The 11,955-nt window shown below is 64.7% G+C and carries 10 protein-coding genes; 7 read left to right on the top strand and 3 right to left on the bottom strand.

Going from position 1 to position 11,955, the window contains the following annotated elements; all coding sequences use genetic code 11:
- Positions 1–1,527: a helicase HerA-like domain-containing protein gene (locus ACDK93_RS12625; protein WP_458069053.1), complete on the bottom strand. Its 1,527-nt coding sequence runs from the start codon at positions 1,525–1,527 to the stop codon at positions 1–3.
- 139 nt (positions 1,528–1,666) lie between these two features.
- On the opposite strand from ACDK93_RS12625, the gene ACDK93_RS12620 reads away from it, so the two are divergent.
- Positions 1,667–3,151: a transglycosylase SLT domain-containing protein gene (locus tag ACDK93_RS12620; RefSeq protein ID WP_458069052.1), complete on the top strand. Its 1,485-nt coding sequence runs from the start codon at positions 1,667–1,669 to the stop codon at positions 3,149–3,151.
- Positions 3,152–3,191: 40 nt separating this feature from the next.
- Here the strand turns inward: ACDK93_RS12620 and ACDK93_RS12615 are convergent, their stop codons facing one another.
- Complete coding sequence (locus ACDK93_RS12615; RefSeq protein ID WP_458069050.1) at positions 3,192–3,638, bottom strand: hypothetical protein; 447 nt, start codon at positions 3,636–3,638, stop codon at positions 3,192–3,194.
- A 163-nt stretch (positions 3,639–3,801) separates the two neighbouring features.
- Positions 3,802–4,638, bottom strand: coding sequence for an archaetidylserine decarboxylase (gene asd / locus ACDK93_RS12610; protein ID WP_458072452.1), 837 nt, complete (start codon positions 4,636–4,638; stop codon positions 3,802–3,804).
- Between the two features lie 82 nt (positions 4,639–4,720).
- Here asd and prmB point away from each other — a divergent pair, with 82 nt between their 5' ends.
- From prmB to ACDK93_RS12580, 6 genes are all read left to right on the top strand, one after another.
- Positions 4,721–5,647 (top strand): 50S ribosomal protein L3 N(5)-glutamine methyltransferase, encoded by a 927-nt coding sequence (prmB, locus tag ACDK93_RS12605; protein WP_458069048.1) that lies wholly within the window; start codon positions 4,721–4,723, stop codon positions 5,645–5,647.
- 97 nt (positions 5,648–5,744) lie between these two features.
- Complete coding sequence (gene aroC, locus ACDK93_RS12600) at positions 5,745–6,833, top strand: chorismate synthase (protein ID WP_458069047.1); 1,089 nt, start codon at positions 5,745–5,747, stop codon at positions 6,831–6,833.
- Positions 6,834–6,886: 53 nt separating this feature from the next.
- Positions 6,887–7,882 carry a 2-hydroxyacid dehydrogenase gene (locus ACDK93_RS12595; RefSeq protein ID WP_458069045.1) on the top strand — a complete coding sequence of 332 codons (996 nt, stop codon included), beginning with the start codon at positions 6,887–6,889 and terminating at the stop codon, positions 7,880–7,882.
- A 129-nt stretch (positions 7,883–8,011) separates the two neighbouring features.
- Positions 8,012–9,043 carry an aspartate-semialdehyde dehydrogenase gene (locus ACDK93_RS12590; RefSeq protein ID WP_458069043.1) on the top strand — a complete coding sequence of 344 codons (1,032 nt, stop codon included), beginning with the start codon at positions 8,012–8,014 and terminating at the stop codon, positions 9,041–9,043.
- Positions 9,043–9,363: a hypothetical protein gene (locus ACDK93_RS12585; protein ID WP_458069042.1), complete on the top strand. Its 321-nt coding sequence runs from the start codon at positions 9,043–9,045 to the stop codon at positions 9,361–9,363. The genes ACDK93_RS12590 and ACDK93_RS12585 overlap by 1 nt, the downstream gene beginning before the upstream one ends.
- 177 nt (positions 9,364–9,540) lie before the next feature.
- Positions 9,541–11,931, top strand: a complete 2,391-nt coding sequence (locus ACDK93_RS12580; RefSeq protein ID WP_458069040.1) for a FimV/HubP family polar landmark protein — start codon at positions 9,541–9,543, stop codon at positions 11,929–11,931.
- The last annotated feature ends 24 nt before the right edge of the window (positions 11,932–11,955 follow it).

Genomic DNA, 11,955 nt, shown 5'->3' with positions numbered 1-11,955 from the left:
TCAGCGCTTGCCGCCGAAGATGCCGCCCATCACGCCGCGCAGGATCTGCCGACCCAGCTGACTGCCCACGGTGCGCACGACCTGTTTGCCCATCGTCTCGATCATGCCCTGGCGGCGCGACGTGCCGAACACGGCATCGCGCACGGCACCGCCCCAATTTGCGCCTGTCGCGGCATCGGCCGCTGACGGCTTGTCGTGCGTGCCGGCGAGGGGCGAGTTTCCTGCGGCTCCATTGCCGGCGGCTTTTTCGTTGGCGCGTCGCGCCAGCATTTCTTCCGCCGAATCGCGGTTGATCGCCGTGTCGTATTTCGTACCCACCGGCGAGCGCTGCCGAACGGCGCTTCGCTCGGCATCGGTAATTGCCCCGATGCGGCAGCACGGCGTGGTCACCATGATCCGCTGCACCGGCGTCGGCACGCCGCCGTCGGCCAGCGTGGAGGCCAGCGCTTCACCGACCGCCAGCTTGCCGATGGCAGTGACCACGTCAAGCTTCGGATTGGCAACGAAGGTCTCGGCTGCCGCCTTCACCGCTTTCTGATCGCGCGGCGTAAATGCGCGCAGCGCGTGCTGAATGCGATTGCCGAGCTGGCCAAGAATCACGCCCGGGACATCATCCGGATTCTGCGAACAGAAATACACACCTACACCTTTGGAGCGGATCAAACGCACCACCTGCTCAACCCGCTGCAGCAGCGCCGGCGCCGCATCGTCAAACAGCAGGTGCGCCTCGTCAAAGAAAAACACCATCTTCGGCTGGTCCAGGTCGCCCACTTCGGGCAGCTGCTCGAACAGTTCGGACAGCAGCCACAGCAGCAAAGTTGAATACAGCCGCGGCTTGAGTATCAGCTGGTCAGCGGCCAGCACGTTGATCACGCCGCGGCCGCTCATGTCCTGACGCATCAGGTCGGCTAGCTCCAGCGCCGGCTCGCCAAAAAATTGGTCGGCGCCATCGCTTTCCAGCTTCAGCAGCGCGCGCTGGATCGCGGCGATGCTGGTCGGGCTGATGAGACCGTAGCGTTTGGACATGTCTTTGGCGTTGTCGGCGGCAAACGACAGCAGGGCGCGCAGGTCGGCCAGATCGAGCAGCAGCAGACCCTGTTCGTCAGCCAGCTTGAACACCACTTCGAGCACGCCTTCCTGGGTGTCGTTCAACTCCAGAACGCGGCCCAGCAGGGTCGGCCCCATCTCGCTGACGGTGGCGCGCACCGGATGGCCGAGCTTGCCGTAGATGTCCCAGAAGATCACCGGATTGGCCTGCGCCTTCCAGTCGTCGAGTTTCAGCTTGGCCAGCCGCGCCTTGAGCTTGTCGCTCGGCGCCGGCGCGGCCGTGGAAAGGCCCGCCAGATCGCCTTTGGCATCGGTCAGAAAGCAGGGCACGCCCAGGCGTGAAAATCCTTCGGCCAGCACCATCAGCGAGACCGATTTTCCGGTGCCGGTGGCGCCGGCAATCATGCCATGACGATTGCCGTAGCGCGGGTCCAGGCTCACGCTGGCGCTGTCATTGCGGCCGATCAGGATTTCGGTCATGGCGATGCGTCCATAGGGGGCCGGTGGATTGTAGCGATGATGATGTGGCTGGCGCGCATCAGCGGTGCATGCATCGACAGTCGTTGAGTCGAGGCGACGTGCGGGCTATGGTGAGCGCTTTGCTGCCAGCGAACTTTCCATGTCGGTACCTTTCCGCTTTCTTCGCGCCGCGCTGCTCGCTGCTGCCGTTACCCTGCTCGCCGCTTGCGCCACGGCGCCTTCGACGGCCGGGAAACCGAGCGCCCAGGTCGATGCGCTCTACGGCCAGCTCGATCAGGCCAGCAAGGGTTATGAAACAGCATTGCAGCAGTCGCGCTCGGGCGATACGCAGGCTTCGCAGATCACACTGACACGGTCGCTGGACCAGCTCAAGGCGGCGGCAGCCCGCTGCGGCAGCACGCCGGGCTGCGATTCGCAGCGCTTCTACTCGGTATTCGATCATCTGCTGCGGCTGAAAGACGGCGACTTCGGCGGCGATCAGGACTTGGACAGCGATATCGACCCCACCCAGGCCGCGCTGCCCACCGGCAAGACCGGCGCGGCCAGCCTGCCTGAGGCGCAGCGCAGCGTGACCCTGCTGCATGGGCACAAGCTGTCCGAGCTGATCGCCATGAACGGGCCGGTCAAGGCGGCGCTGGAAATGTGGCTGACCCAGTGGCGCCCGGCGCTGATGGATGCGTACGTCAATTACCAGTACATGCGCTTCGAAATGTGGCCGCAATATCAGGCGGCGGATCTGCCCGAGGCGCTGCTGTTCGGCATCATGGCCAAGGAGTCCGGTGGCAAGGTGCATGCGGTGTCGCGCTCGGGCGCGGCCGGGCCGCTGCAGTTCATGTACGCCACCGGCACGCGCTTCGGGCTGACCAGCGACGGCGGCTTCGACCTGCGCTACGACCCGTCGGAGTCGGCGCGCGCCAACGCCGAATACATCAACGAGCAGCTCGGCCAGTTCAACAACAATCTGGAGTTGACCATTGCTGCCTACAACGGCGGCGAAGGGCGCCTGCGCCGGGTGGTCGGCGACGATACCTCGGTGAGCTTTTACGACCCGCGCGTCTACAACCAGCTGTCGCAGGAAACGCGGGACTACGTGCCGTCGGTGCTGGCGGCCGCGTGGCTGTTCCTGCATCCGGACAGTTACAACCTGAAGTTCCCCAAGGTCGACGGCGCGCCGGGTAAGGTCACGCTGAAGCGAGCGGCCTCGTTGTCTGAGCTCACCGTTTGTCTCGGTTCGTCCAACGGTATGAATGACGGCTGGTTCCGCACCTTGCGCAACCTCAATCCCCGGCTGGATCCGCAGGCCGAGCAGCCAGCCGGCAGCGAGCTGCAGCTGCCCAGGTCACTGGAAAAGGTCTACGCCTCGCGTTGCGTCAACGGCCCGTGGCCGATTCTCGCCAACGATCTGCATACGGCGGTGATTCCGGTGGTGGCCTATACGCCGCCGCCACCCGCGCCGAAGGCCGAGCGACGCTACAAGATTTACAGGGTTCGTCGGGGCGATTCGCTTTCCAGCGTCGTGCACAAGTTGCAGTGTTCAAGCGTGCAGGAAGTGGCCGAGCTGAATGGCCTGAGGCATCACTCGATCAGCCCTGGCCAGACGCTGAAGCTTCCCGATTGCCGCTAGTCGGGTAAATCACCGAGCCGCTGAAGCCGGCTCGGTTTTGTCATGCGGCCTGGCTGGACCGGCCGGACTGCATCCAGTTGTCGACGGCGTCGGGCGTGGCCTGCACGTCCTTCATCTCCCGCAGCAGTTGCATCAGCTGGCGGTACTGCGGCTGCAGGCGTGGATCCGTCGTGTGCCGGGTCTCGTGATAGGCCATCGCCATCCACAGCGCGATGCCGCGCATCGCGACTTCGGGATTTTTCGAACAGGCGCGCTCGTAACTTGCTTCGGTGCCCTGGCCCCAGGGCAGATGACGCGCATCCGGCGTGGTGCCGTACATGCGAGGAATGTCGCCGCTTGAGACCTGTTCAATTTCACGCAAGGCGAGTGAGCTCAGGCGTGACCGGCTGCGCTCCGGCAGGGTTCGCATGCTGCGCTCGATGCCGCGAAGCTGTCGGGCCAGCTGGCGCGCGCGCAGCATCACGATGAGACGCGTGGGTAGTTTCATGGTGTCCCCTTGGTGGTCAACGGCAAGCCAGCATGCTGGCTGGCTGAGTGGTGACTGTAGTGGGGGACTGCCTAGGCTTACGCCTAGAACGTCACAAAATGACGTGTTGCGTCATCACAATTGCCGCCAACCGCGTCGGCCCAGCGATATTCGCGGTTCGGTTTCAGCAAACGCCGATGCGCTGACCGACCAGCACCGGCTGCTGCGGCTGCAGCGCATCCAGCGTGGCCATGCCCGCGGGCATCAGCAGGATGACGGTGGAGCCCATATTGAAGCGAGCCATTTCGGCGAACCGCTCCAGCGTGATGTTCTTGCCTTCGAACGACTTGCGCCTGATCGAGGAGGCATACGGCGGGATCACCAGGCCGTCCCACACCGTGGCGACCGACGACACCAGAATCGCGCCCACCATCACCAGCACGAACGGGCCATGCTCGCCCTCGAAGTGACACACCAGCCGCTCGTTGCGTGCGAACAGTCGCGGAATCGCCTCGACCGCGAACGGCGCCACGCTGAAGATGCGGCCGGGCACGTGCACGGTTTCCTTCAGCCGTCCGGCCATCGGCATGTGCACCCGGTGGTAGTCGCGCGGTGACAGATAGACGTTGACGAAGCGGCCGTTGCGATAGGGCGCGGCCGCCGCCTCGTCGCCGAGCAGTTCGGCGGCCGTGTAGTCGTGGCCCTTGGCCTGGAAAATCCGCCCGTCGACGATATCGCCGGACTGGCTGACGCGCCCGTCGGCCGGGCAGAGCAGGGTGGCCGGATCGGCGTCGGCAACGCGAGCTTCGGCGCGCAGCTTGCGGGTAAAGAACGCGTTGAAATGCTGATAGGCCAGCGGATCGGGCTGCGCGGCCTCGGCCATATTGACCTGGTAGTTCCGCACGATCGTGCTGATCAGCCAGTTTTTCCACGGCGCGAAGGTCCAGCGCGTAGCCCAATAGACCACTCGCGACAGGGCGCGGTGGGGCAGCACGTACTGGAAGATGATCTTGAAGGTCATTCCTCCAGTATAAGCAAGCCGGGCGATCTGGGTCGCTGGCTTTATACTGCCCGCCCTTGAACGCGTCTGCCCAGGATTTTCCGTGACTGCCGAACTCGCCTCGATCATCGACTTCATCCGCTACGGCGCCAGTCGCTTCTCGGCCGCCGGGCTGACCTTTGGCCACAGTCACGACAACCCGATCGACGAGGCCACCCATCTGGTGCTGGCCAGCCTGCATCTGCCGCCGGATATTCCGCCAGCCTACGGCGCGGGACGTTTGACCAGCGAAGAGCGCGCCGCCGTGCTGACGCTAATCGACCGCCGTGTCAACGAGCGCCTGCCGGTGGCCTATCTGGTCGGTGAAACCTGGTTCGCCGGCCTGAAGTTCAAGAGCGATCGCCGCGCGCTGGTGCCACGCTCGCCGATTGCCGAACTGATCGAGTCGCGCTTTGCCCCGTGGCTGGACCATCGGCCGATCGAGCGAGCGCTCGATCTTTGTACCGGCTCGGGCTGCATCGGCATTGCCATGGCCGAGTACAACCCGGACTGGCAGGTCGACATCGTCGATATCAGCGAAGAGGCGCTGTCGCTGGCGCGCGAGAACATCGTGTTCCAGCATCTGGAGGGCCGGGTGCATGCGATCCAGTCCGATCTGTTCGCCGGCGTTGAAGGCCAGCGGTATGACCTGATCGTCTCCAATCCGCCCTACGTGACCGAAAACGAGTACACCACGCTGCCCGGCGAATACCGGCACGAGCCCAAGCTCGGGCTGACCTCGGGCGAAGACGGTCTGGACCTGTGTCTGCGCATGCTGGACGAGGCCGCCGAGCATCTCACCGACGAGGGCCTGCTGATCGTCGAGGTGGGCGAAAGCGAGCACGCGCTGGCGGCGCTGCTGCCGGAGGTCCCTTTTATCTGGATCGAGTTCAAGGTCGGCGCGATGGGCGTGTTTGCGCTCGAGCGGCGCGATCTGATCGAGCATGCCGATGCCATTCGCACCGTGGCGGCCGCTCGACGCGCGGCCTGATGCGCACTGTCTCAAGCATCGAACCGAGCATGGTGCGCTGCACGGCCGAGCAGCTTCGCGGTTAAGCTGTAACAGTTATCCACGACGCATCGACGCCATGTCCAGCAATTCCTTCGGCAAGCTTTTTACGGTCACCACCTTTGGCGAGAGCCACGGGCCGGCGATCGGCTGCGTGATCGACGGCTGCCCGCCCGGGCTGTCGATCAGCGTCGAAGAATTTCGTGCTGACCTCGACCGTCGCGCCACCGGCCGCAGCCGCTACACCTCGCAGCGGCACGAGGCGGACGACGTGGAAATTCTCTCTGGCGTGTACGAGGGCAAGACCACCGGCACGCCGATCGGCCTGCTGATCCGCAACACCGATCAGCGCAGCAAGGACTACGGCGACATCGCGCAGACCTTCCGGCCGGGCCACGCCGATTACACCTACTGGCAGAAGTACGGCATTCGCGATCCGCGCGGCGGCGGTCGCTCGTCCGCGCGCGAGACCACCATGCGCGTGGCGGCCGGCGTCATTGCCAAGAAGTGGCTGGCCGAGAGATACGGCGTGCGCATCCGCGGTTATCTTGCGCAGATTGGCGACATCACGCCGAACGCCTTCGACTGGGAGGCGGTCGAGCAGAATCCGTTCTTCTGGCCCGACGCCGGCCAGGTAGTCGAGCTGGAAGCCTTCATCAATGCGCTGCGCAAGTCCGGCGACTCGGTCGGCGCGCGTATCAACGTGGTAGCTGACGGTGTCCCGCCGGGTTGGGGCGAGCCCATTTACGGCAAGCTCGACAGCGATCTGGCCAGCGCGCTGATGTCGATCAACGCGGTCAAGGGCGTGGAGATCGGCGATGGCTTCGCCGCGGTTAGCCAGCGCGGCAGCCAGCATCGCGACGAGATCCGTCTGGACGGCTTTACGTCCAACCATGCCGGCGGCATTCTCGGCGGCATCAGCAGCGGACAGCCGGTGACGGCGTCGATGGTGCTGAAGCCCACCTCGAGCATCCTGATCCCTGGCCAGAGCGTCAACACCGCCGGTGAAGTGACCGAGGTCGTGACCAAGGGCCGGCACGACCCCTGCGTCGGCATTCGCGCCACGCCCATCGCCGAGGCGATGATGGCGCTGGTGCTGATCGATCATGCGCTGCGCCATCGCGCGCAATGCGGCGACGTCGGTATTGTCGAGCCGCGGATTCCCTGATGCGTTCTACGCCGGATAGGGCAGAAGGCTCCATTGAAAAGGACAGTGCTTAAGTGAGCGAGCGACAACGCGTATGGGTATCGCGCCCCATTTTTCCCGAGACCCTGACGACGCTGGGGCAGTATTTCGAGGTCGTGGCCGAGACCGTGGAGCAGAAGCTTTCCGCCGAGCAGCTCAAAGCGAGGCTGATGGACGTCGATGGCGCGATCCTCGGCGGCGGCGATCATATCGATGCGGCGGTGCTCGATGGCAATACGCGACTGAAGGTGGTCGCCAATCTTGGCGTGGGCTACAACAATCTGGATATCCCGGCGCTGACCAAGGCCGGCGTGCTCGCCTGCAATACGCCCGAGGTGCTCGACGAGAGCGTGGCCGATTACGCCTGGGCGTTGATGCTGGCGGCCGCGCGCCGCGTCGGCGCCGCCGAGCGCTGGCTGCGTGCGGGACGATGGCACGCCATGCGTTTCGACGACTGGCTCGGTGTCGACGTGCACGGCAAGACGCTGGGTATTCTGGGCATGGGCCGCATCGGCCAGGCGATCGCGCGGCGCGCGGCGGGCTTCGGCATGCCGGTGATCTATCACAACCGCCATCGGCTGTCGGCGGATATCGAACAGGACTGCAGGGCGCGCTACGTCGAGAAACATGCGCTGCTGGCGGAGTCCGATCATCTGATCCTGGTGCTGCCGTATACGCCAGAAAACCGGCACACCATCGGCACCGCCGAACTGGCCATGATGAAACCCCACGCCGTGCTGGTGAATATTGCGCGTGGAGGTCTCGTCGACGATGCGGCCCTGGCGGCGGCCCTGCGCGAAGGGCGGCTGGCGGCCGCCGGGCTAGATGTGTTCGAAGGCGAGCCGGCCGTGCATGCTGATCTGCTCGCGCTCGATAACGCCGTGCTTAGCCCGCATATCGGCAGCGCGACCGAGGCAACCCGCCGCGTGATGGCCACATTGGCGGCCGATAATGTCATGGCGGCGCTGGGCCACGGTCCGCACGCGGGGCGTCCGCCCACGCCGATCAATGCCCAGTTGCTTACAAAGTGAGCGCTGAACTGGCCGTCCAAATGTTTGCACCTGTACTCTGTGGCGCGGCGGGATTTCGGTATCGTGATTGTTCCGCCATGTTTTCTCCCTTGAGCCATCCCTAGAACTGGAATTGCAGGTAATCCATCAGTGAGTAAAAAGAGCAGTTACAAAGTGGCCATGGTCGGCGCCACCGGCGCCGTCGGCGAAACGCTGCTGGCGATCCTGGCCGAGCGCGATTTTCCGGTCAGCGAGCTGGTACCGCTGGCGAGCGAGCGATCGGCCGGTGGCAAGGTCAAATACGCCGGGCAGGACGTGACCGTGCAGCTGCTCGATACCTATGATTTTACCGGCGTCGATATCGCGTTCTTTTCTGCCGGCGGGTCGGTCAGCCGCGCGCACGCGCCGCGGGCCGCCGCGGCGGGTGCCGTGGTGATCGACAACACCTCCGAGTTTCGCTACGACGACGACGTGCCGCTGGTGATCAGCGAGGTCAACCCGCACGCCATCGCCGACTACACGCGCCGCGGCATCATCGCCAACCCCAACTGTTCGACCATGCAGATGCTGGTGGCGCTGGCGCCGATCCATCGCGCGGTGCAGATCGAGCGGATCAATGTGGCCACGTATCAGTCGGTATCCGGCGCGGGGCGCACGGGCATGGAAGAGCTCGGCCGGCAGACCGCGGCGCTGCTGAATTTCCAAAGCGTCGATCCGGGCAAGAAATTCCCGGTGCAGATCGCGTTCAATGTCATCCCGCAGATCGACGACTTTCAGCCCAACGGTTACACCAAGGAAGAAATGAAGCTGGTGTGGGAGACGCGCAAGATCCTTGAGGACGAGTCGATCCAGGTCAATCCGACGGCGGTGCGCGTACCAGTGTTCTACGGGCATTCCGAGGCGGTGCATATCGAGACGACCGACAAGATCACCGCCGAGCAGGCGCGCGAGCTGCTGGAAAAGGCGGAAGGGGTGATCCTGGTCGACGAGCGCAAGCCCGGCGGCTATCCGACCCCGGTGGGGGAGGCGGCCGGCAACGATGCGGTGTACGTGGGGCGCATCCGCGAGGATATTTCGCACGAGCGCGGCCTGGACCTGTGGATCGTCTCGGACAACATCCGCAAGGGTGCCGCGCTCAACGCCGTGCAGATTGCCGAGAAGCTGATCGAGGACTATCTGTGATGGCGCGCGCAAACACGACGTTGGCGCTGAAAGCGGCCGTTCTGGCGCTGCTGGTCGTTTCCTCGGCGGTCTGGGCGGATGGTCAGGTGACGTCACACAAGGCTCGATCCACCGCGGCGACGCAGGCCTCGCTAGCCCAGGCCCAGCAGAAACTGCAGCAGCAGCAGGCGCAGGTGAAGCAGCTGCAGGACTCGGTCGCCAAGCAGGAGTCCGGCAGCAAACAGGCCAGCGAACGCCTGCAGCAGCAGGACCAGGCGATTGCCAAGATGCAGCAGGAATTACAGGCGCTGCAGGCAAAACAGGCGGCAGGACACCCGTGAGAGTGTGCAAATAGCGAGAACGAACTACAGGAATGTACTGCAAGTGGTCGTTTCAGCTATTGTTGATTGGTCTTTATGTAACTAAAGTGGTCCTGCGTCCGGAGCATTTGCTGCCGCGTCGGCAACTTCATCAGTGGCGCCGTCCATGGCGTCAAGAGTCGTTCGGGGGAAAACGCAATGAATCGTTCGTTGAAGTTGTCGATGCTTGTCGCGTTGGCACTGGGCAGCAGCCAGGTGCTGGCGCTGGATATGGGGCAGATTCAGGTCAAGTCGGCCCTGTGGCAACCGCTGCTGGCCGAGATCCCGATCAACGCCGCGACCCCGGCTGACCTGAAAGGGCTGACCGTGCAGCTGGCCTCGAACGAGGACTTTGCTCGGGCCGGCATCGTCGGCGGGCGAACCAACGTGCCGCTGAGTTTCAGCGTGGTGAACAGCGGCGGGCGACCGGTGATCCGCATTACCAGCACGGTTGCCGTCAACGACCCTTATCTGGATCTGCTGCTCGAAGTGAATGACCACGCGGGCAAAAGCGTGCGCGAGTTCGCCATCCTGCTCGATCCGCCCAATTCCACGCCCGGTGCCAGCGTCGTCGCTGCCCCGCAGGTACCTGTGCGCTCGGCTCCTCCAGTTCGTCAGGCTCGAGCAACGCCGTCAACGGCGACCGCTGCGGCGCCAGCACCGGCTCCGCGCCCGCGACGTCCGGCAGCAGAACCGAAATCCGATGAAGCCGCCGCCGGCGCCAGCAAGGGCAAGTACGGCCCGGTCGAGAGCGGGCAGACGCTGTCGTCCATCGCGCGCAGCACGGCACCGGGTGTTGGCGTCAGCATGAATCAGATGCTGATCGCGTTGAAGCAGGCCAATCCCGACGCGTTCTATCGCGACAATATCAACGCGCTCAAGCGCGGCGCGATCCTGCGCATTCCCACCGCGGCTGAAGCGCAGACGCTGGCGGCTGCCGCGGCGGTCGCCGAGGTGCAGCAGCAGAACAGCGACTGGCGTGCCGGCCGCGTCGGCAAGTCGACCACGGTCGCCGATGCGGCGACGCGTTCGCCGGCCTCCGGCGCCGCCTCGTCCGGCTCCAATACCACCACGGATCGTCTGGCGCTGGTGTCGCCGGCAGACCAGCAGGGCGCTAGCGGTCAGGGTGGCAGGATCGGTGGCAAAGGCGATCAGTCGTCCGCCGGTTTGCGCCAGGAGCTGCAGCGCACCAAGGAAAGCCTCGCCAGCGTGCAGCAGCAGAGCAACGATCTGAAGACGCGGCTGCAGGATCTGAACGACATCAACAGCAAGAACGAACGCCTGCTGTCGCTCAAAGACAATCAAATCGCCGAGCTGCAGGCCAAGCTCGCCGAGGCGCGCAAGGCCGCCGGTCTGCCGGCACAGCCGGCGCCAGTCGTTGCCGCGACGCCGGCGAGCGTCGCCCCGGCCGTGGCAAAACCGCCGGTTACGGTCGCTGCTACCGGTACCGCGGTGGCACCGGGTGCGACTGCAACTGCGTCTGCATCGGCCGCCGCTCCGGTCGCGTCCAGTTCACTGAAAACGGCGCCCGTCGCGGCTGCCGCGCCCGCCGCGGTCAAGCCCAAGCCCGTCATCGTGCCGACGCCAACGCCGGTTGCCGAGGATCCCTGGTACATGCAGACCTGGGCATGGGCTGCGGGCGCCGGTGCGGTGGTCTTATTGGTGCTGCTGGCCTTGCTTGGCCGACGTCGCAAGGCCGCGGCCGCGGTTGAGTCGTCGCCGGGGTCGCTGGCCGATCGCTTTGGTTCCGAGTCGATCGGTCACGATCCCAGCGATATCGATCAGAACGAGCTGCTCGATCAGCTGGCCGAACATCCGGACGACATTGGCCTCCATCTGGAACTGGTCACGCTCTACTACTCGCGCCGCGATGTCGATCATTTCGAAGCGGCGGCCGAAGCGATGCACGCCCACATCACCGACACCGACCAGGACGAATGGCAGGACGTGCTGCATATGGGCGAAGATCTCGCGCCAGGCCATCCTCTGTTCGATCACCACGTCGAGCTGCCGCCGCACGAAATCCACGAGGCGCGCCGTGCTTTCGATATCGACCATTACGCGTCGGACGACGTGATTGCAGACTTCGAAACGCCTGCGCCGAAGACGCCATCGGCCATGCCGCCGTTGCCGCCCTCGAAGATGGTCAGCGAGTACCACTTCAATTTCGACGGCGCCAAGCCGGAAGTGCCCAGCGCTGCCGCCTCCACGCCGGAAGACCACGCGGTGGCGCCGCCACTGAGTCCGCCGGACTCTCACGACGAGCTTTCGCATGCTGCCCCGATCAAGGCCGCTTCGAATTTTGGCTTCGCCGAGCCGCAGTCGCTGCAGACGGAAGCGTTCCACAAGGACAGCGACCACGGCGACAGCCACGGGCTGAACCTGGATGATTTCAACGATGATCCGGTGGATACCAAGCTCGATCTGGCGCGCGCTTATGTCGACATGGGCGACGCCGACGGCGCACGCGCCATGCTCGGTGAGGTGCTGAAGGAAGGTACGCAGATACAGCAGGATGTTGCCAAGCGCCTGCTGGAAACGCTGCACTGATCTTCTGCCGCGACGGATGTACCT

This window comes from Rhodanobacter sp. BL-MT-08, assembly GCF_054161255.1.
This window is presented reverse-complemented; position numbering and strand designations above follow the sequence as displayed.

Bases quoted from the DNA above. Each gene is read 5' to 3' on its own strand.
- ACDK93_RS12585 (WP_458069042.1), top strand. From the start codon at position 9,043: ATGGCGCGCGCAAACACGACGTTGGCGCTGAAAGCGGCCGTTCTGGCG.
- ACDK93_RS12620 (WP_458069052.1), top strand. From the start codon at position 1,667: ATGTCGGTACCTTTCCGCTTTCTTCGCGCCGCGCTGCTCGCTGCTGCC.
- ACDK93_RS12580 (WP_458069040.1), top strand. From the start codon at position 9,541: ATGAATCGTTCGTTGAAGTTGTCGATGCTTGTCGCGTTGGCACTGGGC.
- asd (WP_458072452.1), bottom strand. From the start codon at position 4,638: ATGACCTTCAAGATCATCTTCCAGTACGTGCTGCCCCACCGCGCCCTG.
- ACDK93_RS12625 (WP_458069053.1), bottom strand. From the start codon at position 1,527: ATGACCGAAATCCTGATCGGCCGCAATGACAGCGCCAGCGTGAGCCTG.
- aroC (WP_458069047.1), top strand. From the start codon at position 5,745: ATGTCCAGCAATTCCTTCGGCAAGCTTTTTACGGTCACCACCTTTGGC.
- ACDK93_RS12615 (WP_458069050.1), bottom strand. From the start codon at position 3,638: ATGAAACTACCCACGCGTCTCATCGTGATGCTGCGCGCGCGCCAGCTG.